This window comes from Bradyrhizobium sp. USDA 3262 (assembly GCF_054060035.1).
The window spans coordinates 5,063,617-5,088,801 of the sequence record NZ_JBSSCT010000001.1 but is presented as its reverse complement, the minus strand read 5'-3'; the positions used below and the strand labels follow the sequence as shown (position 1 = coordinate 5,088,801).

Here is a 25,185-nt window from a genome sequence, read left to right as displayed (position 1 = left end):
CGCGGCCGGGCGACGTGGCACCTTCGACTTTCGGACCAAACGGCCGGGACCGCTGCGGCGGCTCCCGCATCATAAACCCAAGCTTAATGCACGCCCGCTACGGTTGCGGCCTCCCCTCCCTCGTCAAGAAATGGCGCGCATCCCATGAAAATCGGTACTCTCCTGACGGCCGCGATCGTCTCATTGTCCGCGGTCGGCGGCGGACTGGCGGCCTATGTCGCGGTGACCAAGTACCAGACCATGGACAAGGTCTCGATCGCGCAGAGCCGGCTCGAAATCGTCCGCGCCGTCGGCGACATCCCGCGCTACATGAACTCCGAGCGCGGCATGTCCACCAACCTCTTGTTCAGCACCGGCGCGATCGACCAGAAGCAGGTCGCCGATCTCGACAAGCTGCGCAAGCTGACCGACGGCGCGCTCGCCAAGGTCAATCAGGTCCGCACCATGCTGCCCGGCTCGCTCGACGACGGCGAAGCGGTTGCGAGCGCGATCGATGCGCTGAAGGCCAAGTTCGCCGCGCTCCGCGACGCCATCGAGAAGGCGATCGCAGGTCCGGTCGACGCCCGCCGCCCGGCGGCAACCAAGATCGTCGCCGACAACTCTGTCTTCAACGCCGGCGTCACCGTGCTGCTCGACGAGCAGGTGCGCCGCCTCGCCGGCCTTGACGGCAACGCCTACCGCCAGGCCAGCTACGCCAATGTCGCCTGGACGCTGCGCGACACCGGCGGCCTCAATGCCAGCCTGCACAAGGCGCTGGTCGGCGCCAAGCGCGTCGCGACCGAACAGGAGAAGCTGGAGCTGTTCCGCAGCACCGGCCGCACCGAGCAGATCCTCTCGACGCTGCAGGAGTTGCGCAACAATCCGGCGACATCGGTCAATGTCCTGACGGCGCTGGGCAAGATGCAGGCCGACTATGTCGAGCGTTTCGGCAAGGCCCTGAAGCTCGCCAAGGAAGGCGCGATCTCCGGCAAGTATGAGCAGGACGTCGAGACCTACTATGCCGAATCCCAGATCGGCCTCGCCTCCATCATCACCGTGCGCGACGCGTTCTACGAGAATGCCGAGCAAGGCCTTGCGAGCGCCTATTCGTCGGCGCGCTTCAGCTTCGTGGTGGCGCTGATCGGACTGCTCGCGGTCGTTGCCGTCAGCGCCGGCCTGATCGTCATGGTCCGCCGCCGCATCCTCAACCCGATCGCGGCCCTCACCGGCCGGATGTCGCGCCTTGCCCCGGGTGAAGTCGCCGAGACGATCCCGGGCGCCGCGCGCAAGGACGAGATCGGCGCGATGGCCGCCGCCGTGCAGGTGTTCAAGGACAACAAGATCGAAGCCGATCGCCTCGCTGCCGAGAAGGAAGCCGAGAACGACGTCAAGATGCGCCGTGCCCGCGTGCTCGACGACCTGACCCGCACCTTCGAAGCCAAGGTCACCGAACTGGTCGGCGGATTGTCCGCGGCATCCTCGGTGATGGAGGAGACGGCGCAATCGATGTCGGACACCGCCGCCGCCACCAACCGCCAGGCCGCCGTCGTGGCTGCGGCATCCGATCAGACCTCGACCAACGTGCAGACGGTGGCGAGCGCGACCGAGGAGCTGACCTCCTCGATCTCGGAGATCGCCCGTCAGGTCGCGACCTCGACCGAGATCGCCGCGCGGGCGGTCGACCATGCGCGGCGCACCGGCGACACCGCGCGCTCGCTGGCCGAGGGCGCGCAGAAGATCGGCGACGTCGTGACGCTGATCCAGAGCATCGCGGCACAGACCAACCTGCTCGCGCTCAACGCCACCATCGAGGCGGCCCGCGCCGGCGAGGCCGGCCGCGGCTTTGCCGTGGTCGCGTCCGAGGTGAAGTCGCTGGCTGGCCAGACCGCGAAAGCGACCACGGAGATCTCCGAGCAGATCACCGCGATCCAGACCGCGAGCGACGAGACCGTGACGGCGATCCGGAGCGTCATCGACGTCATCACCGAGATCGACCAGATCGGCACCGCGATCGCCGCCGCGATCGAGGAACAGGGCTCGGCGACCAAGGAGATCTCGCGCAGCGTTCAGGAAGCCGCGCGCGGCACGCAGGAGGTCAATTCCAACATCTCCGGCGTGCAGCGCGCCGCCGATGACACCGGCGGCGCCGCGAACCAGGTGCTGGGCGCGGCCGAACAGCTCTCGACGCAGTCCAAGGACCTCGCCGGGCAGGTCAACCGCTTCCTATCCGACGTGCGGGCTGCGTAGCCGAGGGCACGCCGCGATCGCAACGGCCACGGTACTGTCTACGTCATTGCGAGCGAAGCGAAGCAATCCATCATGCCGCATGTGGAGGCATGGATTGCTTCGTCGCTGTCGCTCCTCGCAATGACGGTGTTGGTTTGAGACCTGACGAACCGTCTAGCCGCCGCGCAACCCGAGCACGCGGCGGGCAATCGCCTGGCGATGGACCTCGCTCGGCCCTTCGTACACCCGCATCAGGCGCGCCTTCTGCCATAGCGCGTTGAGCGGCAATTCCAGCGTCACGCCGAGCGCGCCGAGCGTCTGCATGGCGTGGTCGCAGGCGTCATAAGCCATCTCAGTCGCGAACACCTTGATCATCGAGGCCTCGTGGCGGATGTCCTCGCCGCGGTCGGTCTTGTCGGCAGCCTCGCGCACCATCAGCCGGCACGCATGCATGCGCGTGGAGATGTCGGCGATCCACCACTGGATCGCCTGGCGCTCGGCAAGCTTGACGCCGAACGTCTCGCGCTGTTTGGCGTGCTCGCACATCATGTCGAGCGCACGCTTGGTGATGCCGACGCAGGTCGACCCCATCTCGAGCCGCCGCGTGCGCAGCCGCAGCTGCATCGGCGCGTAGCCCTTGCCGACTTCACCCAGCACGGAATCCTTCGGGATGCGGCAGTCCTCGAACACGATCTCGTAGGTCGAGCCGCCGCCGACCATCGGGATCTCGCGCTCGATGATGAAGCCCGCCGTGCCCTTCTCGACGATGAAGGAGGTGATGCCGCCCTGACGCTGATCGTTGCCGACCCGCGCCATCACGATGATGAAGTCGGCGGCGCGTGCGTTGCTGATCCAGATCTTGCGGCCGTTGAGCACCCACTCTTCGCCTTCGAGCACCGCGCGCGTCTTCATGCCCGCGGGATCGCCGCCGGCGCCGGGCTCGGAGATCGCAATCGCCGATGCCATCCGGCCCTCGATATAGGGCTGCAGATATTTCTTCTTCTGCGCTTCGGTACCGACCGCCTGCAGCATGCGCAGGTTCGGCGAGTCCGGCGGCAGCACGAATGGCACGCAGCTGCGGCCGAGTTCTTCGTGGACCGCAGCCATCGTGCGCGTCGGCAGGTCGTGGCCACCAAGATCCTCGGGCGCATCGAGGCCCCAGAGGCCGAGCTCCTTCGAGACGTCGCGCAGCCGCTTGCGCTGTTCCGACGTGAGTTCGGGGTGATCGCTGCCGGGCAGCTTCGATTTCAGATAGTGCGGCTCGAGCGGGATCAGTTCGCGATCGACGAATCTCGCGACGGTCTCGCGGATCATGGCTGTCTGTTCATCATCGCTCATCTGAGATTCCTCGCCTGCGCTGTTGTGCTTCAAAAAACCAGTAGCGCATTTTTTATCGGCGGGAATAGCGGAAACGCCCAGCCGTGCTCACGCTCGCGCGATGGTTTCACGGCGCGGAATTCAATATCCCGCGGCGTGGTCGGCGCGTACGCAAATGCGCCGGACACGCCCATGGATCGAGCAGCCGATCGCGCCGCACGAGGTTGTTGCCCCTGAACAAGCGATCGACGCGGCGCTAATCGGCGAAGCCGACGTAGCGGACAAAATCGTTGTTGGCCTCGCGGTCGGAGCGCACTGCGTTGGCGGCAAAGCCGTCGTCGGGATAGCCCATCGCGACGCAGGTCATGATCACCTCGTCTTCCGGGATGTCGGCGACCTCGCGCACGATGTCGGAGCGCATGATGCCCTGGCCGTTGATGACGCTGCCGAGGCCGCGATCCCAGGCCGCCAGCACGATGCCGTAGCAGAGCGCGCCGAGATCGAAATGGCAGACCGCGCCGGGATCGAGGATCCGGTCGTAAGTCAGGACCAGCGACACCGGAGCATCGAACTGACGGAAGCCGCGCAGCACCCAATCCTGCCGCATCGGCTTGTCGTCGCGGGCGATCCCCATCGCGCCGAACAGCTTCTTGGCGATGTCGACCTGGCGGCCGCGGTGCACGCCCTGGTACTCGCCATGGCTGACGATGTCGCGCTTCACCTTGGCGCCGGCGACCATCTCGTCCATGTTGCGGCGGCGCACTTCCTCCAGCGGCGCCCCGGTCAGGACGTGGACATGCCAGGGCTGGGTGTTCATCGAGGACGGCGCGCGCTTGGCCACCTCGATGATCTCCTCGACGGTCGCCCGCGACACCGGCTGCTTCTTGAACCCGCGCACGCTTTTGCGTGCCTGTACCAGCGTCTCGAATTCCATTCCGCGCTTCCCCGATTTTGTTCCGCGCTGCACGCGGAATTTCCTTGATCTGATCGGGGTATTTTATCGACAAAATCGGCCATGGGAACTTGATCGGGCCAAGAATCCCGTATCCAATCCGGCCACTGGTTTGGTTTAGGGAGAACCCAGATGAAGCGGATTTTCTTGGCGGCCGTGATCGCGACCTTTGCCGCCGGTTCGGCATTTGCACAGGACGCCTCCTGCGAGACGAAGGCGGTCGGCAAGGACGGCAAGCCGCTGGCCGGCGCGGCCAAGACCTCGTTCATGAAGAAGTGCACGACGGATGCCTGCGCGAGCAAGGCGGTCGGCTCCGACGGCAAGAAGCTCGCCGGCGCGGCCAAAACCTCGTTCATGAAGAAGTGCCAGAGCGGCGCCTGAGCCCCTCGCCGACGCCTTTTCACCCCTCATCGGGAACAGACTTCAATCGGGACAAACCATCGGGTCGCGCAGGGCGCGGCCCGAACGGCTATTGGCCAGTGGATCGCCCCTGATCGGCGGGCGCCCTCAGAACGAGACGCCGACCCGCACGCCCCTGCGCCAGACCCGCCGGCAACGCTTCCTGGTGTTGCCGTGAAACATTTCGAAACGTTCGGGCAGATCGACCGGCTTCGAGAATTCCAGGCAGGCCCCGCCGGCGGAATAGTCCACCAGCCGGCACTCGATCAGCGGGGCCTTCGGTTCAAGCTGGAGCTTGACCACGCTGGATACGCATCCGCTCGGACGAACACGCGCAAATCTCCGGGGATGCATCAGGCCGCCTCTGGTGAAATCGTACCCACAGGCTCGTCGGCGGTCGTTAAGATTCCGTTCAGATCGATGGTTACGAACCGTGTCTGCGGGACGTATCGGCGGTGACGCCCGGACGGCGCGAGGCGGCCAGCGTCTCCGACGGCGCTTCCCCGAACTGCGACCGATAGCTGCGCGAAAAATCGCTCAGGTGCCAAAATCCGTAGGCCAGCGCGCACGTCTTGACGCTCGGCGCACCGGCAAGCAGTTGTTGGCGCACCAGCCAGAGCCGGCGCAACCGCAAATAGCGATGCAGGCTGATGCCCCGGTAGCGCTGGATGGCATCATGCAGCGTGCGCACCGACACCCCGATCTGCCTGGCGAGTTCGCCGCTGTAGATCGGGTGCGCCACGTCGCCTGCCAGAATTGCGCGCGCGTCGTTGAAGACCTTGAACTGGCGCGTCGTGTTGGCCCGCGTCGTCCATTTGGCCGGCACGATCTCGGCGAAGGCGTTGTCGATCGCCGCAAGCAGCGTCTCCTTGATCGACTCGCCGCTGGCGAACGGGGCATCATCGGTCGGCTGCGAGGTCACGAGCAGGATGTGCCTTACCACTTCACGCAGCCGATCCTGCGCGCGTTGAGAAATTTCGTGAATGCTGAAATGAAGACCCGCCTGCGGCCAGCCGCGGTCGACAATCTCCGGCGTAAACATCACCGAAGCATATTGCCGGGGCGTCTCCTCCACCGACGAGTAGAACGCGCCGCCGCCACCGAGCACAATGACCGCGCGATCGCGCTCGACGCCGTTGAAGCGGATCGGGACCCCGTCATCCATCGTGAAGCCGACCGCGGTGGTGTGCGGCGCAAGCTGCGCGTCGACGATCCGCGGAAAGGACTGCGTGTAGTTGAGCTCGCATCCTGGCAAACTCAGGATGACCTGCTCGGCCGAAATCTTCCGCGCAAGTGGCGTGAAATCAACATCCAGATTTCGGATCGAACTCCGGAATGCATCAACATCGTCAAAACGAAAGACTCTCGGCACCGGCAATGGCGCCGTCAAATGACCGCTCCTGTGAAATGCTCTTGAAAAATTGCGCGCGACGCGGCGCCTTGCGCGCCGGCCTCATCAATAACTTCCATGCACAAAATGCGAATCGTCCAATAGGTTCAATCAGGAAAAATGCGGTCCGTTGGTCGAACCGGACAATCCGGCAATGTAACGCGGCTGCCGAATTTCGATAGTCTTTAGCGGGATATCCACCGCCGAGATCGATCCTCCCCATCAATTTCTATACCCCTATTAAAGATTCGGGGAGCAGATTGGCACTGGGAACGATGATGTTCCTCGTCGCGGACCATTTTAGAGACCGCAATGACAGTCATTGCCTCGCCCGATCTTATTGCCAAGCTCGACCATGTCTTGAGAGCCGGTTCCCCAGACCTCCGCACGCGCATGCTGCAGGAGGTGGCCGGGATGTTTCTCGACGACGCTCACCGTCTCAGCGCGCACCACGTCGAGATGTTCGACGGCATCCTGGTCCGACTGACCGAGAGCGTCGAACTGCGGACCCTAACCACGCTCAGCCGCTCGCTTGCCGATTTGCGCCTGGTGCCGCTGGAACTCGCGCGCCGTCTGGCCAACCATGACGACGCTGATGTCGCCGCTCCGATCCTGCGCAAATGCGAATGCCTCCCCGATGCCGACCTGATCGACATCGCCTGGATGCGGGCCGAGGGACACCTCTGCGCGATCGCAGGACGCAAGGCCGTCAATGCGGAGCTCACGGACATTCTCTTGCTGCGAGGCGACAGCAGCGTGCTTCGAGTGCTCGCGCGCAATCCCGGCGCTGATCTGACCAGCGCGGGCCTCGCCATGATGGTCGATGCCGCCGAGCGCGACGACGACATCGCCGACGCGCTGATATCGCGCAGCGACCTGCCCCACCGCGTTCTTGTCGACCTCGTGATGCGATCCACGCCGCGCCAACAGGCCCGACTGCTCAAACGCGCACGCCCCGACATTCAGGACGCGATCCGCGCTGCGATCGACGCAAGCGCAGCCCGCGCCTCCGCAACCCCACCAGCCACAATCGACTATGCGGAGGCGCGGGCCACCGTGCTGGCCTTGAACAGAACCGGGCAGTTGAACGATTCCAGCGTCAACCGTTTCGCGATCAGGCGAGAGGTCCGCAACGTCGTTGCGGCGCTGGCGCAGCTTGCAACCGTTCCGATCGAGACGATCACACCGCTGATAGAAGCCGCCGACATCAGCGGACTCGTGATCGCCTGCCGCGCATCGCGACTGAACTGGAACACGACGGCTGCCATCGTCAGCTACCGGAAGGCCGGGCTGACGGTTGCACCGGATGAGCTGCAGCGCGCACGGGACATGTTTGAAGGACTGGCGCTATCCAACGCGCAGCGCACGATCCGGTTTGGTTCGCTTAGCGAGCTGACCGCGAAGCGCTCTCAGGTCGTGTGAGTGATGCAATGACATATGGTGACCGCAGGGCGGAACGCGTCAGGCTCGAGACGCGCTATCCCGTCAATCTCATGGGTGTCGACGGCACGTGGCGGCGGAGTTGCATCCTGCTCGACGTCTCGCAGAGCGGCGCCCGGCTCGAGGTCGACGGAACGCTCGATGTGCTGAAGGCGCAGGAGTTCTTCCTGGTGTTGTCCTCGCGCGGATTGGCCTTCCGCCGCTGCGAGCTGGTTCGCGTCGACGGCGCCGAGATCGGCGTGCGATTCATCGAAGAGCGAAGGCGAAAGGGACGTCCCGTCATTCCGAAATAGGAATTGCCGAAATAGGCATTGCCGAAATGAGGATAGGCGGCGTCAGGCCTGAAGGAAAGTTGACGACATGAGCGTGCAGAGAGCGACCAACATCGCGGTATCGACCGCCTCCGCCGCACCATTGCGCGGGACCATCGAGATCGACTGCGCCGGCACCGTCGCGACGTTTGCGATCGACGAGGAAATGGCGCATCGCCTGTGCGCCGATCTGGAACGGTTCCTGACCCAGGCTCGGCACAAGACCCGCGCAGCACGCTGACCTTGACCTGCTGACGACCGCGCCGCGCCTACTCCCGCTTGAAGCGATAGTCGAAGCGATCGCCATCCGGCTTGATCAGGCCGACCGTCGGGGCCGGAAAATGGATCGGCAGGATCAGCGTGTCGGTCCCGGCAACCGAGGCAAAGAACTTCCGCCGCGATAGTGCCGACTGCTTCGGATCCCAATCGGGCTTGGCCGACCACTCCGGTTCGCGGCACTGGATCGCATGGTGCATCAGGTCGCCTGCGACCACCGCGCGCTGGCCCTTCGAGAAGATGTTGACGCAGCAATGGCAGGGCGAATGGCCCGGCGTCGGCGTCAGCGTCACGGTGTCGTCGAGCGCATAGTCGTCGTCGACCAACAGCGCCTGCCCGGCCTCGACGATCGGCAGGCAATTGTCGCGGAACACCGTGCCGGGCGGATTGGCGCCTTTGGCGTTCTCGGCCTCCCAGGCCGCATACTCGCCCTTGTGGAAGACGTATTTCGCGTTCGGGAAGGTCGGCACCCAGCGCCCGTCGCGCAGCGTCGTATTCCAGCCGGTGTGGTCGATATGCAGATGCGTGCAGAACACATAGTCGATCTGCTCATAGGAAATGCCGAGCGCAAACAGCTCGTTGCGCCAGCGCTCCTTGCCCGGAAAGTCGAACGGCGGCGGGTGCCCCTTGTCCTCGCCGGTGCAGGTATCGACCAGGATGGTGTAGCGCGGCGTCCGCACCACGAAGGTCTGATAGGTGATCACCATCATGCCGCGCGCGGCGTCGAAGACCTCCGGCTCCATCGTCTTCAGGTGATGCTTGAACACGTCGTCGTTATAGGTCGGGAAGAAATCCTGCGGCCGCCGCCACGGTCCTTCGCGCTCGATCACCGCGTCGATCGTGATGTCACCGATCCTGATCCGCCTCATGGCTGTTTCGCTCCCACTTTTTTGCGAAGCGTAGCGGGCGGTGCCTAACCCCACAAGCCGAGCGCCGTGCAGCACGCCATGCGGCTTTGCATTGCTGGCGGGACACAGCCATGCCGCAATTCATCCGAAATCCTGCTCATGCTGCGGGAATGACCCATCGCGCGATTCCGATCGTCCTCCTGATGCTCACGACATTGCCGACAGCGGCGGCGGCCGCGCCCGACACCGTTTTCTTTCCGAGCGCCGACGGCAAGACCGAGATCGTCGGCTACCTGTTCAGGCCGCAACGCCGGGCCCGCACCCCGCCATCGTGCTGCTGCACGGCCGCGGCGGGCCCTATTCGATCAATGTCAACAGGGGCTGCACGCTGGTGTCGCGGACCAATCCGTCGGCGGCCTGCAACGCCGGCAGCCTGTCGAAGCGCCACGCGATGTGGGGACAGTATTGGGCCGACCACGGCTATGTCGCGCTGCTGCCGGACAGTTTTGGCTCGCGCGGCAAGGCGCACGGCTTCGGGCGCTTCACGCATGACGATCCTGATCGCACCGACGTCAATGAAAAGACCGTGCGGCCGCTCGACGCCGCGGGCGCGCTGAGCTGGCTGCGCAGCCAGAAGGAGATCAACGGCGATCGCATCTTCCTGCAGGGATGGTCGAACGGCGGCAGCACGGCGCTGAACGTGATGCAGCGGCAGGGCGCGGCAACGTCGGGCTATCGCGCCGCGCTCGTGTTCTATCCGGGCTGCGGGCCGGCGGCCCTGCTGGCGCAGACAATCAAGTCCGACGCACCGATCACGATGCTGCTCGGGTCGGACGATGAGGAAGTATCGCCCGACCGCTGCCGGGACGTCGCCAGCCGCTCCGTTGCTGCCGGCAGCAAGATCGACGTTGTGGTTTATCCGGGTGCCACCCACGATTTCGACGATCCCGGCCGCGGCCGTCAGTCGAATCCCGCCAACAGCGCAGCACTCCAGGACGCGATGGTGCGGGCGATTGCCGCAATCGACGGCTTGAAGGATTAGGCCGCCGCAAATCGACCCCAAACGCCCCCTAGGCGGAGCGACGATCCAGCAAGGAACCGAGTCGCTTGGGCAGGAAACTGAAATACGCGGCAGCGGCGATCGTTGCCGTCGCCGCCGGAATCTACCTCAACAACACCACCCTTCTCGCAACGCATGCCGCCGGCAAGCCGGTGCTGCTCGCCCATCGCGGCATGGCGCAGCGTTTCGACGAGCGCGATCTCAGGAACGACACCTGCACCGCGGCGCGCATGCTGCCGCCGACCCATGACTATCTCGAGAACACGATCCGCTCGATGCGGGCGAGCTTCGAGCGCGGCGCCGATATCGTCGAGCTCGACGTCCATCCGACGACCGACGGCGAGTTCGCCGTGTTTCACGACTGGACCGTCGATTGCCGCACCGACGTCCAGGGCGTCACCCGCGAACAGCCGATGGCGCGGCTGAAGATGCTCGATATCGGCTATGGCTACACCGCCGACGGCGGCAAGACCTTCCCGTTCCGCGGCAAGGGCATCGGCCTGATGCCGTCGCTGGACGAGGTGCTCAAGACCTTTCCGGATCGCCGGCTCCTGATCAACGTCAAGAGCCGCGATCCCGCCGAGGGCGAGAAGCTCGCAACGGTCTTGAACCGGCTCCCCGCCGAACGGCGCAAGCTGATCATGGTCTATGGCGGCGACGAGCCGATCGAGACGATCCGGCGGCTTTCGCCGGAGACCCGGACCATTTCGCGCGCGGCGCTCAAGAGCTGCCTCGTCCGCTATATCGGCTATGGCTGGACCGGCATGGTGCCTGATGCCTGCCGCAACGCCATCGTGCTGGTGCCGATCAACTACGCGCCCTGGCTCTGGGGATGGCCGGACCGCCTCCTCAACCGCATGGCCACGGCCAACAGCGCGGTCTTCGTGCTCGGGCCTTATCAGGGCGGCGAATTCTCGACCGGGGTCGACGATGCCGATCTGTTCCGGCGCCTGCCCGAAAGCTATTCCGGTGGCATCTGGACCAACGAGATCGAGACCATCGCCCGCCTCACCGGGCGCTAGCTGCGGCCTCCTCCTGTCATCTCTCCGTCATAGAAATTGTGCGACTGAAGCGGCTCGTCGCATCGAGGACAACGCTATGAACGCACCGAGCCTGACCCGCCCCAAGATTGCCGAAACCGTCATCGAGCCGACGGTCAAGCTGCGGGAGGTCAAGATCGGCCGTTGCTGCGAAGTGCTCGGCGACACCGCGATCGAATACACCGAGCTTGGCGACTACTCCTATCTCGGCAGCGGCTGCATGGTCGCCGACGCCGTGATCGGCCGGTTCTGCGCGATCGCGGCTCAGGTCCGGATCGGCGCGCCCAATCATCCGCTCGAGCGCCCCTCCCAGCATCGCTTCACCTACTGCCCGGAATACTACACGGCCTCCGCCGAGCGCGATCATGGCTTCTTCAGGAACCGACGTGCGGATCGCGTCGTGATCGGAAACGACGTCTGGATCGGCCACGGCGTGATCGTGCTGCCCGGCGTCACCGTCGGAGACGGCGCGGTGCTGGCGGCCGGCGCGGTGGTCTCGCGCGATGTCGCGCCCTACACCATCGTCGGCGGCGTGCCGGCCCGTCCGATCAAGGAGCGGTTCAACCGCAAGATCGCCGCCGAGCTGTCGCAGATCGCCTGGTGGAACTGGCCGGCTGAGACCATCTGGGAGCGCCTGCCGGAATTCCAGTCAGGCGATGTCGAGGCGTTTTGCGCGCGGTGGAGAGCTTGAGCTAGCTCCGCAGTCCCGGCGCTTCCTGGCCGGTACGCGCGACATACTCAGTGTAGCCGCCGCCATATTGGTGGATGCCGTCAGGCGTCAACTCGAGCACGCGGTTGGAGAGCGCCGCGAGGAAATGCCGGTCGTGCGAGACGAACAGCATCGTGCCCTCGAACTCGGAGAGCGCTGATATCAGCATTTCCTTGGTGGCAAGATCGAGATGGTTGGTCGGCTCGTCCAGCACCAGGAAGTTCGGCGGATCGAACAGCATCTTGGCCATGACGAGCCGCGCCTTCTCGCCGCCCGAGAGCACCCGGCACTTCTTCTCGACGTCGTCACCGGAGAAGCCGAAGCAGCCGGCGAGCGCGCGAAGACTGCCCTGGCCGGCCTGCGGAAACGCGTCCTCCAGCGACTGAAACACGGTGCGCTCGCCGTCGAGCAGGTCCATCGCATGCTGGGCGAAATAGCCCATCTTGACGCTGCCGCCGACCGCGACCGCGCCGTCATCGGGCTCGGTTGAACCGGCGACCAGCTTCAGCAGCGTCGACTTGCCGGCACCGTTGATGCCCATCACGCACCAGCGCTCCTTGCGGCGGATCATGAAGTCGAGCCCGTCATAGATGCGCCTGCTGCCATAGGTCTTGTGGACGTTCTTCAGGCTGACGACGTCCTCGCCGGAGCGCGGCGCCGGCTGGAATTCGAACGCCACCGTCTGCCGCCGCCGCGGCGGTTCGACCCGCTCGATCTTGTCGAGCTTCTTGACACGGCTCTGCACCTGGGCGGCGTGCGAGGCGCGCGCCTTGAAGCGCTCGATGAACTTGATCTCCTTGGCGAGCATCGCCTGCTGCCGCTCGAACTGCGCCTGCTGCTGCTTGTCGGAGAGCGCGCGCTGCTGTTCGTAGAACTCGTAATTGCCAGAATAGGTGGTGAGCTGGCCGGCGTCGATCTCGACCACCTTGTTGATGATCCGGTTGATGAACTCGCGGTCATGCGAGGTCATCAGCAGCGCGCCCTCATAGCCTTTCAGGAACTGCTCGAGCCAGATCAGGCTTTCGAGATCGAGATGGTTGCTCGGCTCGTCGAGCAGCATGACGTCCGGACGCATCAAGAGGATGCGCGCCAGCGCCACCCGCATCTTCCAGCCGCCGGAGAGTTTGCCAACGTCGCCGTCCATCATCTCCTGGCTGAAGCCGAGACCCGCCAGCGCTTCGCGCGCGCGGCCGTCGAGCGCGTAGCCGTCGAGTTCCTCGAATTGATGCTGCACCTCGCCATAGCGCGCGATGATGTCGTCCATCTCGTCGGCTTTGTCGGGGTCGGCCATCGCGGCCTCGAGTTCCCTGAGCTCGGCCGCGACCACGCTGACGGGCCCTGCCCCATCCATGACCTCTGCGACCGCGCTGCGGCCGGACATCTCGCCGACATCCTGGCTGAAATAGCCGATCGAAATGCCGCGATCGAGCGAGACCTGGCCCTCGTCCGGGATTTCCCGGCCCGAAATCATCCGGAACAGCGTGGTCTTGCCGGCGCCGTTCGGCCCGACGAGGCCGATCTTCTCGCCCTTCTGGAGCGCGGCGGAGGCTTCGATGAAGAGGATCTGGTGGCCGACTTGCTTGGAGACGTTATCGAGGCGGATCATGCTTTAATACTGGGGAACTGAGGGTTTGCGGCCTCTTATTCGATCTGGGACGTGGGTGGAAGCCTATTCCGCAGGTTCGTGCCGCGTTTCGTGCATGCCACGATCGTTGCCGATCGAATATGACATGAAGCGGTTCGATGATCGGTTTTGGGGCATCTTATGCAAGTCTGGTTTCTCTATCTCCTCGCGCTTGGCGCCGGTATCTGCGTTGCCGTTCAGCAGGTCCTGAACGGCAATCTCAGGTCCGCCCTCAACTCGCCGGCCTGGGCCGGGCTCGTCAGCTATCTCGGCGGGCTCGTGACCATGGCGGTCGTGCTGGTCGCGACGCGCGAGCCGGTGCCGTCCTGGAAGCTGGTGACGGCTGTGCCGTGGTGGGCCTGGAGTGGCGGCGTCCTCGGCGGCATCTTCATCCTGTTGATGATCCTGCTGCTGCCGCCACTCGGCGCTGCGACCCTGCTGGCACTGGTGGTTGCGGGTCAAATGCTCGCGGGCATCGCGATGGACCATTTTGGCCTGTTCGGGTTGGCGCAGCACCCTGTGTCGGTGTCACGGCTGGCCGGCATCGCGCTGATCATCGGCGGCGTGCTTCTGATCAAGGATTGACGGACCTCTAGTCAGGCGCGGCGCATCAGCCGCAATTCGGCCGACAGGCGAAGGCTGCGCTTGCCGGCCAGCGCGATGCCTTCCAGCTCGGCACCGTCAGCACCGCACGAACCGGCGAAGCCGATGCCGACTTCATAACCGCCGAACACCGGGTACTCGCCCTTCGCCGGCGTATGCTCCTGGTTGACGATCTCGCCTCGCCAGCGGCCATCCGCGGACGAATACGAACCGAGATAGTAGAAGAACGCATCGCCGCCGAGGATGCGGCCGTCCATCAGCAGCATGACCCCGGTGAGCCCCGCGTCGACACCGTCGAGCGCGCGCAGATGGATGGAGTACAGTCCGTTGACGATGCCGCCGGGACCGACCGCCCCGCGCGGCGGCAACGCCTCGTCGTCGAGCGGCGCCAAATTCGCCCAGAACACGCCGTCCGGCATCGCGTCGGCCTTGCCTTCGAGCAGGATGGTGGACCCCTCGCTCCTGCCGCGCACCTTGATGACGGTGACGTCGGCGCCCATCAGCGGCTTGAAGTTCGGATCGTCATTGTGGCGCTCGGTGATCACCTCGGCGGCGATCTCGCCTTCTGTCACCTGATAGGTGCCGAGATGGGCAAAGGCCGAATTGCCGCCCAGCATCTTGCCGTCATGCATGCACATGATGCTGCGGCCGAATGCGCCGTTGATGCCGTACTCGACCTTGTAAAGTCCATTGAGCACGCAAAAATCCAAAAAATAAAATTGATTCTGTTCGCCACATAGCACCGGGCCGAACGCCGCACCATTGCGTCTTTTGGCGCAGGCAACCCCGCAATGTCCGGGTGTGGACAGCAGCCGATTCGTCGCTTAGCTGTAGGCACCGTCCGCGTCGTGTTGCGTCACGCGGGATCCGGTCTGCCGGTTCTCTACTCTCCCAGTTCATTGTGTCCAAGCATTTGCGCATTCCGCCAATGGTCGCGCGGCCGCACCCGGCCCGACGCAGGCGAGGCTTCGAGGAGCATCACATGATCAATCGCTTTGGCCTGGCCGCCGCGCTGGCGCTGCTGCTCGGCAGCAGCGGCACAGCCCTGGCCCAGTCGCTGCCCGACTATATGGGGCCGATCTCCGGTAAGACCTCATCAACGCCGGCCGACGTCGCGACCAAGGACGTGCTCGCGCTCAACACCGGTATGTTCGAGCTCTATGGCGATGCGGCGCGGATCTTCCAGAAGAACATCCTCGACAAACACCCCGTGATCCTCGGCCTGTTCTCCGGCGCCGGCGGCCGTCTGATCCTGTACCGGCCGGGCAAGCCGCCGACCGAAGCACCGCAGGTGCCGATCGTCTATCAGCTGCTCAAGTCGGTCGGCCACAGCACGATGGCGCTGGCCGAGGTGGTCGGCCCCTATGTCAACAATCCCGACGACAAGGCATGGCGCGGATCGATGCAGGCCTATCGCAGCCGGATGCAGTCGGCGCTCGACGGGCTCGATGCCACGCCGATGCAGGCGGACTGGCGCGACAACAACCGCGCCATCCTCAAGAACAACCTCGCCTTCATGGATGAATGCCTCATCGCCGGCGCCATTCCCTTCGCGACGCTGGAGGCGTTCGGCAAGAAGCAGGCGCCGCTGCTCGCCAAGAACGTCGCCTGGGCCGCGCAGACCCAGGTCGCGCACTGGATGACGGTCATGGCCGACTGGAAGAGCCAGCTCGGCGCCGACTGGGACAAGACCTATGGCGCGAGCAACACGATCTATGTGGCGCGGCAGAACAACGTGATCTTCAGCGTGCTGGCGCAGTTCTTCGGGCCTGACGCCATCAACAGCCGCCTGATGCTGATCGAGACGATCTCCTTCACCACGACGCCGTCGGACATGCTGGAGTCGCTGACCCGGATCATCGCGGACCGCTCGGTCGGCGCGCTGTTCTTCGGCAGCTATCACCTGATGGACTATGAGCTGATGGGGGGCGACGCGCGCGAGGCGATCATCGCCGAGACCAAGAAGCGCGGCATGACGGCCTTCCTGCCGCCGCTGGTGCCGTTCGGTTCCAAGCAGTGGCCGACGCTGATCACGCCAGGTCCTGGACCGGCCACCATCGCCGACCTCAAGTGAGGCCAAAGCTACAGTGAGGCAGCTACGACCTATTGCGGCGTTGCGGTTGCGCTCGCTTTGCCGCAATACTTTCGCGTGTATTGCACAAATTGTTAAACCCCGGCGCGATATGCCGTCGTCGAGGTGTCGATGAAAGATCAGACCATGCGGCCTTCACGACGCGAATTCGTGAAGTGGTTGTCGGCAGGCGGCATCTCGGTCAGCCTGTCGCATCTGGCGCTGGCGAAGGAACCGGCTTTCGCGACCCGCGAGACGCTGCCCGGGCGCGGCCATTTCAATCCGGCGGAAAAGGGCGCCGGCCGCGTCGACGGCGTGGCCAAGGTCACCGGCGCAAAGCTCTATGCGTCCGACTTTCGCGCCGCCGACATGCCGGGCTGGCCCGCGACCACCGCGCACGCCATCCTGGTCCGCGCCGATGACGCAACGCATGTCTATGCCGGCATGGACCTCGCCCGCCTCGATGGTACGGCAAAGCCGTCGGTTGTCGTGACCGCTGCCGATCTCGACCGGATCGGCACGCGGGTCCCGGAATTCTATACCGGCGACCTGTTCTGCCCGGTCGGCAAGACGCCGCTCTACCTCGGACAGCCGGTCGCGCTGTTGATCTTCGAGCAGTTCGACGCCTTCGACCGCGCGCGCCTCGCGCTGCGCGACGGCGGCTTCGTCAAATTCGGCGACGAGACCGGACCGGTCATCCTGCCGAACTACGGCGCGTATCGCTTCACGCGCGTGGCGGGCGCCACGCCTGACGCGCCCGACCTCTATTCGCCGATCCTGGCCGGCTGGGTTTCGCCGAGCCGCATCCAGAACGCGGCGCTGCCGGTCTGGCTGCCGCTCGCCAAGGAGACCAAGGCCGACTACGCCAAGGCCGCGACCCATGGCGAAGCGATCCGCGCCCAGCTCGCCAAGGACGAGCCGACACAGCTCGTGCTCGACCGCGAGTTCGAGACCCAGTCGGTCGATCCGATGTTCCTGGAGCCGGAGAGCGGTCTCGCCTGGTACAGCGACAACAGCGGCAATCTCGAACTGGTGCTCGGCGTGCAGTCGCCCTATGAGGCGACCGAGTCGATCGCCTTCATGCTCGGCAAGGCCCGCCCGCCGTTCCGGCCCTCGCACATCAACGCGCAGTTCGCCCATGTCGGCGGCGGCTTCGGCGGCCGCGACCATACCTCGTTTGTGCTTTACGTGGCGCTGGCGGCGATGTTCTTCCCGGGCCGGCCGGTGCGGCTGGCGCAGGACCGCTACCAGCAATTCCAGGGCGGCATCAAACGCCACCCGATCAAGATGCGCTCGCGGATCGGCATCGATCGCGCGAGCGGCAAGATCACCGCGTTCGCCGCCGACCATGTGCTCGACGGCGGCGGGCTCGCCAACTTCTCGGCAAATGTCGCGGTCGTCGCTGCGACCGCCGCGATCGGCATCTACGACATCCCCAAGGTCGACGTCACCACCGTGGCGCTGCATTCGCGCGGCGTCACCGCAGGCTCGATGCGCGGCTACGGCACACTGCAGACCATGACCGCGCTCGAAGTCCTGATCGACGAGGCGGCGAGCGAGCTCAAGGTCGATCCGATCGCATTCCGGCGCAACAATGCGCTGAAGCAGAACGGCCGGACCATGACCGGCAATCCCTACATCGTATCGGTGCGCACGCCAGACATCCTCGACAAGCTCGAGACGCATCCGATCTGGCGGCAGCGCGCTGACTTCAAGGGGAAGGCGCCGGAGGGACGGCTGGTCGGCACCGGCGTCGCCTGCGTCACCAAGGACTACGGCTCGGGCGCGGATTGCTCGCTCGGCCGGGTCGAGATCGATTCCGGGGGACGGATCGCGATCCACTGCGACCACGTCGAGATGGGCAATGGCGTCGGCACCGCGCTCGCCAACCGGGTCGCTAGCCATCTCGGCGCCGTCGCCGACGAGGTCGCCGTCTCCCGCGTCGACAGCTATGACGCGCTTGGCCTGGTCACCTCGGGCGATCCCTACACGATGGATCAGAAGACCCAGGATATCGCCGAGAAGAATCCGCGCTGGGTGCCTGCGATCAGCTCGGCGACCAGCGCGTCGATCGGCGCCCATGTCGGCACCCACTCCTCGGCCGAGGCGGCCCGCGTCATCTTCCGCTTCGGCCTGTGGCCGGCGGCGCTCGAGCTCTGGCACATCGGCAAGGCCGATCCCCGCGCCCGGCAATGGGACAGAGCGCGCTGGCAGGACGGACAGCTCGTGCTCGATGATCTCGCACCGCTGCCGTTGGCAAAGCTTGCCGCGACCGCGCATACGCGCGGCTTCGTCACCGGCGCCATCGCGCACAGCTTCTCGCGCTGGGCCTGGTCGCGCGCCCGCTTCCCGCTGTTCGGCGAACAGTACCGCGCCGAGATCGATGCGCTCGCTGTTCGTCGCGGCCGGAGCCAGTTCGAGCGGATTGACCGAACAAGCGTGAAATTCCCGCCGACCGACAACAACCGGATCGGCACCGCCTACACCTCGATGTGCGGCACGCTGGTCCGCGTCGAGATCGAGCGCGCGACCGGCAGCTTGCGCATCGCCAAGGCCTACAGCGTGTTCGAATGCGGCCAGGCGCTGGTGCCTGAAGTGGTGCTCGGCCAGTCGCATGGCGGGTTCGCGATGGGCGTCGGCTACGCCCTGCTGGAAACCCTGCCGCCGTTCGAAGGCGGGCCCGGCAACGGTCAGTGGAATCTCGGCCAGTACCTGATCGCGCGCGGCTCCGACCTGCCGCTGCACGATCTCGAGATCGAGATGCTGCCGCCACTGACGCCGGACGAGCCGCCGAAGGGCATGGCCGAGGTGGTGATGATCCCGATCGTGCCGGCGCTGCTCAACGCCATCAACGATGCGACCGGCCACCGCTTCCGCTCACTGCCGGTGACAACGAGCCTGCTCAAGGGAGCGCTGGCGTGACGACGCTCAACCTCACCATCAACGGCCAGAAGCACGGCCCGATCGAGGTCCGCGACGACCTCTCGATGAACGATTTCCTTCGGGAAATGCTCGGCATGACCGGCACCAAGTTCGGCTGCGGCGCCGCGCAATGCCTGAGCTGTGCCGTTATCATCGATAATCCCGACGGCACGAGCTACACCACCCCGACCTGCGTGGTGCCGGCGGCCAATTTCGACGGCAAGGCGATCCGCACCGTCGAGGGCCACGCCAGGAACGGCGAACTCTCGGCGTTGCAACGCGCCTTCATCGATCACTTCGCGTTCCAGTGCGGCTATTGCACGGCCGGCTTCCTCAACGAGGGCCAGGTGCTGCTCGAACGGTTGGCGAAGACGCCGGTGGCGCGGGACCAGCTCGAGAGCGTCATTGCGGATGCGCTCGACGGCCATCTGTGCCGCTGCACCGGCTACATCAAATATCACCAGGCGGTGCGCGACGTGATCCTCGCCGATTCCAAACGCTATCTGACCGCCAACAAATGAGCGCGCGAGCAATGCCATCGGAAACGCGGTTTCGGATCGTTGCGGTGCTGACGGCGCTCGCGACCAGCCTGTGCGCAGGCTACGCGGCGTCGGAGAGCGCGAACCATGCCCTCGCCTCGCCGGAAAGCTTTGCCGGCATCGAGAATGTCGAGCAGCGCTCGGCGGCGATCTTCACCGAGCTCGGCAAGGTTCTGACGCATCCGCGCTGCACCAATTGCCATCCCGCCGGCGACAGCCCGCGGCAGGGCGATATCGGCCGCATGCATCAGCCACCAGTGACGCGCGGTGCCGACGGCCACGGCAAGGACGCCATGCGCTGCTCGATCTGTCACCAGCACGCCAATTTCGATCCCGGCCGGGTGCCGGGCCACCCGGAATGGCACCTTGCACCGCGCGAGATGGCATGGGCCGGCAAGACCGTCGGCGAGATCTGCGCGCAGATCCGCGACCCCGCGCACAATGGCGGCCGCAAGGTCGAGGAGCTGATCGAGCATATCGGCAAGGACACGCTGGTGGGCTGGGCGTGGCATCCCGGCTTCGGCCGCGCACCGGCACCGGGCACGCAGGCGCAGGCCGGCGCGCTGGTCGAGGCCTGGGTGAAAACCGGCGCCGCCTGCCCCGCACCCTAGTCGCCCGACGTCCGAACTAGTGGCGCTTGAAATACTGCACGTCGCGCTCGTGCTTCTCCGCCGCCGCGCGCGACTTGAAGGTGCCGAGATTGCGGCGCTTGCCGGTCTTCGGATTGACCTTGCGGGAATAGAGTCGGTACTCGCCGGAACGCAGTTTGCGGATCATGACATCGCCTCGCCAATGCCTTCCGCATGTCAACGACATGTCGCGGTGGGCGTTCCAGTTCGGTCAGAAGCAGAGATTGGTCACGGCATTGCCGCGCTTGTCCTTGATGACATAGGGACAGCGGGCCCGCTCCAGCGCCTTCTTGGCATCCTCGTCGCCGAGCGCCGCCGCCCGCTCGTAATAGGCCTTTGCGGCATCGCTATCCTTCGGGCCGCCGCGGCCGGCTTGCGCGAAGGCGCCCATCCGCTCCAGCGCGCCGGGATGGTTCTGCGCGGCGGCCTTCTCGAACAGCGCCCGCGCGCCGGCATCGTCCTGCGCGCCGCCCTTGCCTTCGGCCAGCATCATGCCGAGCTGGTACTGCGCTTCGGCATTGGTCTCGGCGGATTTGGCGAGCAATTCGCGCGCGCGTGCCGGATCAGCCGCCGCGCCGCCGCCGAGCGCGGCGAGATTGCTGACGCCACGCGCGTTGCCGGCCTGCGCCGCGCGCTCGAACAATTTGCGCGCCTGCGCCTCGTCTTTGGCAACGCCGGTGCCGTTGCCGTAGAGCACGCCGAGCTCGACCATCGCCGATGTCGAGCCCTTGTCGGCCGCCTTGCGCCAGGCGCTTGCGGCTTCCGCGGTCTGCCGGTTGGCGGCATAGGCCCGGCCGAGCTCGTACATCGCCCGGCGCGACGATCTTGCGGCCACCGCGCAGTACTTGATCGCGGTCGCGATGTCGGCCGACGCGATGTCGGGCACGCCCTTCACGTCGGCCGGCTTGTCGGGATCGGTGGGATCGGCGGCAAGCCGGTCGCACAGCGCGAGGTCGGCCGATTGCGCATGGGCAAGCACGGGCGCGGCCAGCGCCACAGCGAAGACAATCGCGTGAAGTGGTTTGAGCATGACCAGCAGGTTGCGTCGCGGTGCGGGCAAATTCAAGGCTCGAGCCCGGTCTCGCGCAGCACCGGCGCGACATCGGCCGACGACAGATAGCGCAGCAGATGATCGGCGGCCGCTGCGCGTTGCGACGCTGCCATGCGGCCGGCGGAGAACACCGCCGGGGTCTGCAAATCCAGCGGAATCGGCCCGACGACCTCGATGCCCTGGATCTGCTTCAACTCGCTGACCTGCTGGATTGCGAGATCGGCGTCGCCAGTGACGAGCCTCTCCGCGGTGAAGCCGCTCGGAATGATCACCGCCCGCGCGTTGATCGCCTCGACAATGCCGAGACGCTCGATCAGCTGCGCGAACAGGATGCCGCTGGCGCCGAGCCGCGAATAGGCCACCGCCCGCGCACCGAGCAGCGCCGCACGCAGCGCGGCTTCGGTTGCGATGTCGGGATGCGCGGCCCCCGCCTTCACCGCGACGCCCACATAGGAGCGCGCGAGATCGACAGCACTTTCCCGCGCAACGCGGCCCTCGCCGATCATCTCATCGAGGCCCTCGCGGGTCAGGATCACGAGGTCGGCGCCCTCGCCGCCGCGCAGGCGTTCGAGCAGCGCCAGCGTCGGGGCGAAATCTGCGTCGATCGCAACGCCGCTCGCCGCCTGATAGGCGGCGGCAAGCCGCGCGACGGCGCCCCTCAGCGCCAGCGTCGAAAGAACGCGAACCGAATTGCCCATATGGCCTATGCCCGCCGCATCAGCTTGAGCGCGGCCGTGAGGCGCAGGCTGCGCTTGCCGGCAAGCGCGGTCGCCTCCAGCACGGCGCCCTCGGCGTCGCAGGTGCCGGCAAAGCCGATGCCGACCTCGTGGCCGCCAAAGATCGGATTCTCGCCCATCGCCGAAGTGTGCTCCTGATTGAGGATCTGGCCCTTCCAGCGGCCTTTCTCGGAGGTGTAGGTGCCGAGATAGTAGAAGAAGGCGTCGCCGCCGAGGATGCGACCGTTGTTCAGCAGCATCACGCCGGTGAGGCCGCCGTCGACCCCGTCGAGCACGCGGATGTCGATTGAATAGAGCCCGTTGATCACGCCGCCCTCGCCGACCCCGCCGGCGATCGGGATGTCCTCCCCGGTGATCGGCGTCATCACCGACTGGAACGGCACGCCGGGCAACTCCTTCAGCTCGCCCTTGAAGCGATAAAGTTCGCCGTCCGGCCGGCCTTTGGCAATCAGCGTGGCGTCATCGGTACCGGCCATCGCGCGGTAGTTCGGATCGGGGTTGTGGCGGACGGTCTGGATCTCGACTGCGACCTCGTCGCCGGCTTTCTGGTAGGTGCCGATATGGGCGAACGCCGAATTGCCGCCGAGCATCTTGCCGTCGCCGACATACATCACGCTGCGGCCGACGGCGCCGCCGAGTTCGAACCGGACCTTGTAAAACCCCTCAAACAAGCGCCGCGTCCCCGGCAGCCAAGATGTACCCGTTATCTAGCGCGGTTCATAACGCAGCGAAACCGGTTTCGGCGGAGGCGGTCTGCAAAGGGTATCGCTAAATAGCGAAGGTCCGCCAAGGCTGTCACCCTGGCGGACCCGATTTGCGGTACCGGATGGCTCCATCCGGGTCCGATAGCAGCTTAGGCCGCAGCCATTTAAGCCGCAGCCTTGGCGCCGGTCGGAACCTCGGAGATCGTCTTCAGGATCTGCGAAGCGATCTGGTAGGGGTCGCCTTGCGAGTTCGGGCGGCGGTCTTCCAGATAGCCCTTGTAGCCGTTGTTGACGAACGAGTGCGGCACGCGGATCGAGGCACCACGGTCAGCCACGCCGTAGCTGAACTTGTTCCAGGGCGCGGTCTCGTGCTTGCCGGTCAGGCGCTTGTCGTTGTCCGGGCCGTAGACGGCGATGTGATCCATCAGGTTCTTGTCGAAGGCCTTCATCAGGCTCTCGAAGTACTCCTTGCCGCCGACTTCGCGCATGTACTTGGTCGAGAAGTTGGCGTGCATGCCCGAGCCGTTCCAGTCGGTATCGCCGAGCGGCTTGCAATGGAATTCGATGTCGATGCCGTAGCTCTCGGTGAGGCGCAGCATCAGGTAGCGGGCCATCCACATCTGGTCAGCGGCGGTCTTGGAGCCCTTGCCGAAGATCTGGAATTCCCACTGGCCCTTAGCCACTTCGGCGTTGATGCCCTCGTGGTTGATGCCAGCGGCGAGGCAGAGATTGAGATGCTCTTCGACGATCTTGCGGGCGACGCTGCCGACGTTCTTGTAGCCGACGCCGGTGTAGTACGGGCCCTGCGGCGCCGGATAACCCTCTTCCGGAAAGCCGAGCGGACGGCCGTCCTTGTAGAAGAAGTATTCCTGCTCGAAGCCGAACCAGGCGCCTTCGTCATCCAGAACGGTGGCGCGCTTGTTCGAGACATGCGGCGTCTTGCCGTCGGGCATCATGACTTCGCACATCACCAGCACGCCGTTCTCGCGCGCGGCGTCGGGATAGCAGGCTACCGGCTTCAGCACGCAGTCAGAGCTGTGGCCTTCAGCCTGCTGGGTGGATGAACCGTCAAAGCCCCACAGCGGAAGCTGTTCGAGGGTCGGGAACGACGCGAATTCCTTGATCTGCGTCTTACCGCGCAGGCTCGGCGTCGGCGTATATCCGTCGAGCCAGATATACTCGAGCTTGTACTTGGTCATTGAACCTCTCTGTTGATGATGCAAAACCGTGAGGAACCGAAAGCCAGTCGGCCGCCGCACGCGTACCCGGCCACCATCGGCCGGCTCTTACTAAGCAATTAAAATGCCAGTCGCTGCACTGCGGCGCGCGCCCGGTCGCGGATGTCCACAGCGGACATCGCATTTTTTTCTGCGACATAGCAGCGCGGCTGGCATGCGCCGCGGTCAGTCAAAATCTTCTCTCAGCGCCCTCCGCCGCCCGTTTCTGCAGCAAATTCGGCTACGGCATCGCCTGCCGCTTAATGCGGCGGCAGCGCCATGTGACAGTTCGTGTCCAACGGTCGGGCGCCCTGCAACCACCGCCACGGCTCAAGCGTTGGTCAGCTGCATCCTGCCTCACAGGAAGCAAACCAGAATCTGCCTACGAATTAGCCAAACAATGACTATTTCTTGGTCACTTGCACCCCGCCCAGCCCGGGCCGATATCGAAAACACGGTAACCACACGCGAATGAGTCGGGCGCACCATGGAGGCTCGCTCCGGCCAGAGGAGACTTCGACATGATCACCACGGGCCAAAACCAAGGACCGATCCAGGGATCGGCAACGATCTATCAATTTCCGGCAGGGGGCCGCGCGGCTCTCGGCGGACGCCGCTACGGCGAGACGCGGACCGCGCTCGAACTCGCCGCTCAAGTCGAGACGTCGGCCTGCAGCGAGAGCTGGTACCATCAGGCGGCCATCGACGACGCCAAGCCGGGCCGCGATCACTGATGCCGACGCGACAGAGAGGCGTGACGCAAAAACGTCAGACAGCAGCAGAGCAATAACAAGGGTCGGAACGCGAGCGTTTCGGCCCTTTTTTCATGCCAGCTCGCAGGTCGTCGCCGGCCGCCTCGCATGCCGGAGCCTGGCAAGCCCAGCCCGGTTGATCTCGAGCGTGACCCCGCCACCCCTGTAGCGTGTGCCCGTCAGCGACAGGCGCTTCTTCAGCGTCACCGCCTTGCCGTCGAGCTGTAGATGCGCGCGCGTATCCCCGTTGAAGAACCCGGCAATGAACTGCGTGCCGTCGGCACAGCGATAATTCCGGAAGGCGGACTGCGCCGACACGTTCGCGGAACCGAAGAGCTCGAAAAGAATTGCGCCGATGACAATGGCGCCCCCGCGATAAGTCATATTCT

Annotated in this window: 28 protein-coding genes; 15 read left to right on the top strand and 13 right to left on the bottom strand. The window is 65.3% G+C overall.

From position 1 onward, the window contains the following. The first annotated feature begins 144 nt into the window (after positions 1–144). Complete coding sequence (locus ACVWYP_RS23355; protein ID WP_304500014.1) at positions 145–2,226, top strand: methyl-accepting chemotaxis protein; 2,082 nt, start codon at positions 145–147, stop codon at positions 2,224–2,226. A gap of 153 nt (positions 2,227–2,379) precedes the next feature. Here the strand turns inward: ACVWYP_RS23355 and ACVWYP_RS23350 are convergent, their stop codons facing one another. After that, positions 2,380–3,543, bottom strand: coding sequence for an acyl-CoA dehydrogenase family protein (locus ACVWYP_RS23350; protein WP_304500013.1), 1,164 nt, complete (start codon positions 3,541–3,543; stop codon positions 2,380–2,382). Between the two features lie 235 nt (positions 3,544–3,778). Continuing rightward, positions 3,779–4,456: a nitroreductase gene (locus ACVWYP_RS23345; protein ID WP_304500012.1), complete on the bottom strand. Its 678-nt coding sequence runs from the start codon at positions 4,454–4,456 to the stop codon at positions 3,779–3,781. Positions 4,457–4,606: 150 nt separating this feature from the next. Here ACVWYP_RS23345 and ACVWYP_RS23340 point away from each other — a divergent pair, with 150 nt between their 5' ends. Then, the gene (locus ACVWYP_RS23340) at positions 4,607–4,855 is read left to right on the top strand and encodes a hypothetical protein (protein ID WP_028344869.1); all 249 of its coding nucleotides are present in this window, start codon (positions 4,607–4,609) and stop codon (positions 4,853–4,855) included. 126 nt (positions 4,856–4,981) lie between these two features. On the opposite strand, the gene ACVWYP_RS23335 is transcribed toward ACVWYP_RS23340, so the two are convergent. Further along, a complete protein-coding gene (locus tag ACVWYP_RS23335; RefSeq protein ID WP_028344868.1) occupies positions 4,982–5,227 on the bottom strand; it encodes a PilZ domain-containing protein in 246 nt (81 codons plus the stop codon). 70 nt (positions 5,228–5,297) lie between these two features. After that, positions 5,298–5,915 (bottom strand): helix-turn-helix domain-containing protein, encoded by a 618-nt coding sequence (locus ACVWYP_RS23330; protein WP_369525576.1) that lies wholly within the window; start codon positions 5,913–5,915, stop codon positions 5,298–5,300. A 12-nt stretch (positions 5,916–5,927) separates the two neighbouring features. Here ACVWYP_RS23330 and ACVWYP_RS23325 point away from each other — a divergent pair, with 12 nt between their 5' ends. The 4 genes from ACVWYP_RS23325 (at position 5,928) to ACVWYP_RS23310 (ending at position 8,255) form a co-directional block, all read left to right on the top strand. Then, entirely contained in the window at positions 5,928–6,290 is a 363-nt protein-coding gene (locus ACVWYP_RS23325) for a hypothetical protein (RefSeq protein ID WP_369525575.1), read from the top strand. 285 nt (positions 6,291–6,575) lie between these two features. Beyond that, on the top strand, positions 6,576–7,685 hold the full coding sequence (locus tag ACVWYP_RS23320) for a DUF2336 domain-containing protein (protein WP_304500011.1): 1,110 nt from the start codon (positions 6,576–6,578) through the stop codon (positions 7,683–7,685). A gap of 8 nt (positions 7,686–7,693) precedes the next feature. Continuing rightward, positions 7,694–7,996, top strand: coding sequence for a PilZ domain-containing protein (locus ACVWYP_RS23315; protein WP_038383769.1), 303 nt, complete (start codon positions 7,694–7,696; stop codon positions 7,994–7,996). Positions 7,997–8,063: 67 nt separating this feature from the next. After that, positions 8,064–8,255: a hypothetical protein gene (locus ACVWYP_RS23310; protein ID WP_304500010.1), complete on the top strand. Its 192-nt coding sequence runs from the start codon at positions 8,064–8,066 to the stop codon at positions 8,253–8,255. Between the two features lie 28 nt (positions 8,256–8,283). Here ACVWYP_RS23310 and ACVWYP_RS23305 read toward each other — a convergent pair whose 3' ends face one another. After that, positions 8,284–9,159, bottom strand: a complete 876-nt coding sequence (locus ACVWYP_RS23305; protein ID WP_304500009.1) for an MBL fold metallo-hydrolase — start codon at positions 9,157–9,159, stop codon at positions 8,284–8,286. A gap of 310 nt (positions 9,160–9,469) precedes the next feature. Between ACVWYP_RS23305 and ACVWYP_RS23300 the strand changes: the two genes are divergently transcribed. The 3 genes from ACVWYP_RS23300 to ACVWYP_RS23290 all read left to right on the top strand — a co-directional run bounded on the left by ACVWYP_RS23300 (position 9,470) and on the right by ACVWYP_RS23290 (position 11,929). Continuing rightward, the gene (locus ACVWYP_RS23300) at positions 9,470–10,180 is read left to right on the top strand and encodes a dienelactone hydrolase family protein (RefSeq protein WP_304500008.1); all 711 of its coding nucleotides are present in this window, start codon (positions 9,470–9,472) and stop codon (positions 10,178–10,180) included. A 65-nt stretch (positions 10,181–10,245) separates the two neighbouring features. Continuing rightward, complete coding sequence (locus ACVWYP_RS23295) at positions 10,246–11,220, top strand: glycerophosphodiester phosphodiesterase family protein (protein WP_304500007.1); 975 nt, start codon at positions 10,246–10,248, stop codon at positions 11,218–11,220. A gap of 76 nt (positions 11,221–11,296) precedes the next feature. Continuing rightward, positions 11,297–11,929 (top strand): DapH/DapD/GlmU-related protein, encoded by a 633-nt coding sequence (locus tag ACVWYP_RS23290; RefSeq protein ID WP_304500006.1) that lies wholly within the window; start codon positions 11,297–11,299, stop codon positions 11,927–11,929. 1 nt (position 11,930) lies between these two features. Here the strand turns inward: ACVWYP_RS23290 and ACVWYP_RS23285 are convergent, their stop codons facing one another. Next, on the bottom strand, positions 11,931–13,553 hold the full coding sequence (locus tag ACVWYP_RS23285; RefSeq protein WP_304500005.1) for an ABC-F family ATP-binding cassette domain-containing protein: 1,623 nt from the start codon (positions 13,551–13,553) through the stop codon (positions 11,931–11,933). Between the two features lie 159 nt (positions 13,554–13,712). Between ACVWYP_RS23285 and ACVWYP_RS23280 the strand changes: the two genes are divergently transcribed. Further along, positions 13,713–14,156, top strand: a complete 444-nt coding sequence (locus ACVWYP_RS23280) for a DMT family transporter (protein WP_016843015.1) — start codon at positions 13,713–13,715, stop codon at positions 14,154–14,156. Between the two features lie 11 nt (positions 14,157–14,167). Here the strand turns inward: ACVWYP_RS23280 and ACVWYP_RS23275 are convergent, their stop codons facing one another. After that, positions 14,168–14,872 (bottom strand): GrlR family regulatory protein, encoded by a 705-nt coding sequence (locus ACVWYP_RS23275; RefSeq protein ID WP_304500004.1) that lies wholly within the window; start codon positions 14,870–14,872, stop codon positions 14,168–14,170. A gap of 284 nt (positions 14,873–15,156) precedes the next feature. Between ACVWYP_RS23275 and ACVWYP_RS23270 the strand changes: the two genes are divergently transcribed. From ACVWYP_RS23270 to ACVWYP_RS23255, 4 genes are all read left to right on the top strand, one after another. Then, positions 15,157–16,248: a hypothetical protein gene (locus tag ACVWYP_RS23270; protein ID WP_304500003.1), complete on the top strand. Its 1,092-nt coding sequence runs from the start codon at positions 15,157–15,159 to the stop codon at positions 16,246–16,248. Between the two features lie 144 nt (positions 16,249–16,392). Then, the gene (locus ACVWYP_RS23265; RefSeq protein WP_304500289.1) at positions 16,393–19,167 is read left to right on the top strand and encodes a xanthine dehydrogenase family protein molybdopterin-binding subunit; all 2,775 of its coding nucleotides are present in this window, start codon (positions 16,393–16,395) and stop codon (positions 19,165–19,167) included. Beyond that, positions 19,164–19,688, top strand: a complete 525-nt coding sequence (locus tag ACVWYP_RS23260; RefSeq protein ID WP_038383760.1) for a (2Fe-2S)-binding protein — start codon at positions 19,164–19,166, stop codon at positions 19,686–19,688. Before ACVWYP_RS23265 ends, ACVWYP_RS23260 begins: the two co-directional genes overlap by 4 nt. An 11-nt stretch (positions 19,689–19,699) precedes the next feature. Continuing rightward, on the top strand, positions 19,700–20,317 hold the full coding sequence (locus ACVWYP_RS23255) for an Isoquinoline 1-oxidoreductase subunit (protein WP_304500002.1): 618 nt from the start codon (positions 19,700–19,702) through the stop codon (positions 20,315–20,317). Between the two features lie 16 nt (positions 20,318–20,333). On the opposite strand, the gene ACVWYP_RS23250 is transcribed toward ACVWYP_RS23255, so the two are convergent. The 5 genes from ACVWYP_RS23250 to ACVWYP_RS23230 all read right to left on the bottom strand — a co-directional run bounded on the left by ACVWYP_RS23250 (position 20,334) and on the right by ACVWYP_RS23230 (position 24,026). Beyond that, positions 20,334–20,483, bottom strand: coding sequence for a hypothetical protein (locus tag ACVWYP_RS23250; protein WP_016843021.1), 150 nt, complete (start codon positions 20,481–20,483; stop codon positions 20,334–20,336). Between the two features lie 63 nt (positions 20,484–20,546). Beyond that, positions 20,547–21,365, bottom strand: a complete 819-nt coding sequence (locus ACVWYP_RS23245; RefSeq protein ID WP_304500001.1) for a tetratricopeptide repeat protein — start codon at positions 21,363–21,365, stop codon at positions 20,547–20,549. 32 nt (positions 21,366–21,397) lie between these two features. Continuing rightward, the gene (locus ACVWYP_RS23240) at positions 21,398–22,084 is read right to left on the bottom strand and encodes a substrate-binding domain-containing protein (protein WP_304500000.1); all 687 of its coding nucleotides are present in this window, start codon (positions 22,082–22,084) and stop codon (positions 21,398–21,400) included. A 5-nt stretch (positions 22,085–22,089) separates the two neighbouring features. Further along, positions 22,090–22,794, bottom strand: a complete 705-nt coding sequence (locus tag ACVWYP_RS23235; RefSeq protein ID WP_304499999.1) for a GrlR family regulatory protein — start codon at positions 22,792–22,794, stop codon at positions 22,090–22,092. 197 nt (positions 22,795–22,991) lie between these two features. Next, the gene (locus ACVWYP_RS23230; RefSeq protein ID WP_024581543.1) at positions 22,992–24,026 is read right to left on the bottom strand and encodes a glutamine synthetase beta-grasp domain-containing protein; all 1,035 of its coding nucleotides are present in this window, start codon (positions 24,024–24,026) and stop codon (positions 22,992–22,994) included. A 539-nt stretch (positions 24,027–24,565) separates the two neighbouring features. Here ACVWYP_RS23230 and ACVWYP_RS23225 point away from each other — a divergent pair. Then, complete coding sequence (locus tag ACVWYP_RS23225; RefSeq protein ID WP_304499998.1) at positions 24,566–24,778, top strand: DUF2735 domain-containing protein; 213 nt, start codon at positions 24,566–24,568, stop codon at positions 24,776–24,778. Between the two features lie 90 nt (positions 24,779–24,868). Here ACVWYP_RS23225 and ACVWYP_RS23220 read toward each other — a convergent pair whose 3' ends face one another. Further along, complete coding sequence (locus ACVWYP_RS23220) at positions 24,869–25,180, bottom strand: MliC family protein (RefSeq protein ID WP_028344849.1); 312 nt, start codon at positions 25,178–25,180, stop codon at positions 24,869–24,871. Between the last annotated feature and the right edge of the window lie 5 nt (positions 25,181–25,185).

Excerpts from the sequence above, each read along its gene's own strand:
- ACVWYP_RS23250 (WP_016843021.1), bottom strand. The coding sequence starts at position 20,483 with ATGATCCGCAAACTGCGTTCCGGCGAGTACCGACTCTATTCCCGCAAG.
- ACVWYP_RS23245 (WP_304500001.1), bottom strand. The coding sequence starts at position 21,365 with ATGCTCAAACCACTTCACGCGATTGTCTTCGCTGTGGCGCTGGCCGCG.
- ACVWYP_RS23355 (WP_304500014.1), top strand. The coding sequence starts at position 145 with ATGAAAATCGGTACTCTCCTGACGGCCGCGATCGTCTCATTGTCCGCG.
- ACVWYP_RS23290 (WP_304500006.1), top strand. The coding sequence starts at position 11,297 with ATGAACGCACCGAGCCTGACCCGCCCCAAGATTGCCGAAACCGTCATC.
- ACVWYP_RS23230 (WP_024581543.1), bottom strand. The coding sequence starts at position 24,026 with ATGACCAAGTACAAGCTCGAGTATATCTGGCTCGACGGATATACGCCG.
- ACVWYP_RS23315 (WP_038383769.1), top strand. The coding sequence starts at position 7,694 with ATGACATATGGTGACCGCAGGGCGGAACGCGTCAGGCTCGAGACGCGC.
- ACVWYP_RS23320 (WP_304500011.1), top strand. The coding sequence starts at position 6,576 with ATGACAGTCATTGCCTCGCCCGATCTTATTGCCAAGCTCGACCATGTC.
- ACVWYP_RS23225 (WP_304499998.1), top strand. The coding sequence starts at position 24,566 with ATGATCACCACGGGCCAAAACCAAGGACCGATCCAGGGATCGGCAACG.
- ACVWYP_RS23310 (WP_304500010.1), top strand. The coding sequence starts at position 8,064 with ATGAGCGTGCAGAGAGCGACCAACATCGCGGTATCGACCGCCTCCGCC.
- ACVWYP_RS23350 (WP_304500013.1), bottom strand. The coding sequence starts at position 3,543 with ATGAGCGATGATGAACAGACAGCCATGATCCGCGAGACCGTCGCGAGA.
- ACVWYP_RS23255 (WP_304500002.1), top strand. The coding sequence starts at position 19,700 with ATGCCATCGGAAACGCGGTTTCGGATCGTTGCGGTGCTGACGGCGCTC.
- ACVWYP_RS23345 (WP_304500012.1), bottom strand. The coding sequence starts at position 4,456 with ATGGAATTCGAGACGCTGGTACAGGCACGCAAAAGCGTGCGCGGGTTC.
- ACVWYP_RS23280 (WP_016843015.1), top strand. The coding sequence starts at position 13,713 with ATGCAAGTCTGGTTTCTCTATCTCCTCGCGCTTGGCGCCGGTATCTGC.
- ACVWYP_RS23240 (WP_304500000.1), bottom strand. The coding sequence starts at position 22,084 with ATGGGCAATTCGGTTCGCGTTCTTTCGACGCTGGCGCTGAGGGGCGCC.
- ACVWYP_RS23340 (WP_028344869.1), top strand. The coding sequence starts at position 4,607 with ATGAAGCGGATTTTCTTGGCGGCCGTGATCGCGACCTTTGCCGCCGGT.
- ACVWYP_RS23220 (WP_028344849.1), bottom strand. The coding sequence starts at position 25,180 with ATGACTTATCGCGGGGGCGCCATTGTCATCGGCGCAATTCTTTTCGAG.
- ACVWYP_RS23285 (WP_304500005.1), bottom strand. The coding sequence starts at position 13,553 with ATGATCCGCCTCGATAACGTCTCCAAGCAAGTCGGCCACCAGATCCTC.
- ACVWYP_RS23335 (WP_028344868.1), bottom strand. The coding sequence starts at position 5,227 with ATGCATCCCCGGAGATTTGCGCGTGTTCGTCCGAGCGGATGCGTATCC.
- ACVWYP_RS23265 (WP_304500289.1), top strand. The coding sequence starts at position 16,393 with ATGCGGCCTTCACGACGCGAATTCGTGAAGTGGTTGTCGGCAGGCGGC.
- ACVWYP_RS23330 (WP_369525576.1), bottom strand. The coding sequence starts at position 5,915 with ATGTTTACGCCGGAGATTGTCGACCGCGGCTGGCCGCAGGCGGGTCTT.
- ACVWYP_RS23270 (WP_304500003.1), top strand. The coding sequence starts at position 15,157 with ATGATCAATCGCTTTGGCCTGGCCGCCGCGCTGGCGCTGCTGCTCGGC.
- ACVWYP_RS23305 (WP_304500009.1), bottom strand. The coding sequence starts at position 9,159 with ATGAGGCGGATCAGGATCGGTGACATCACGATCGACGCGGTGATCGAG.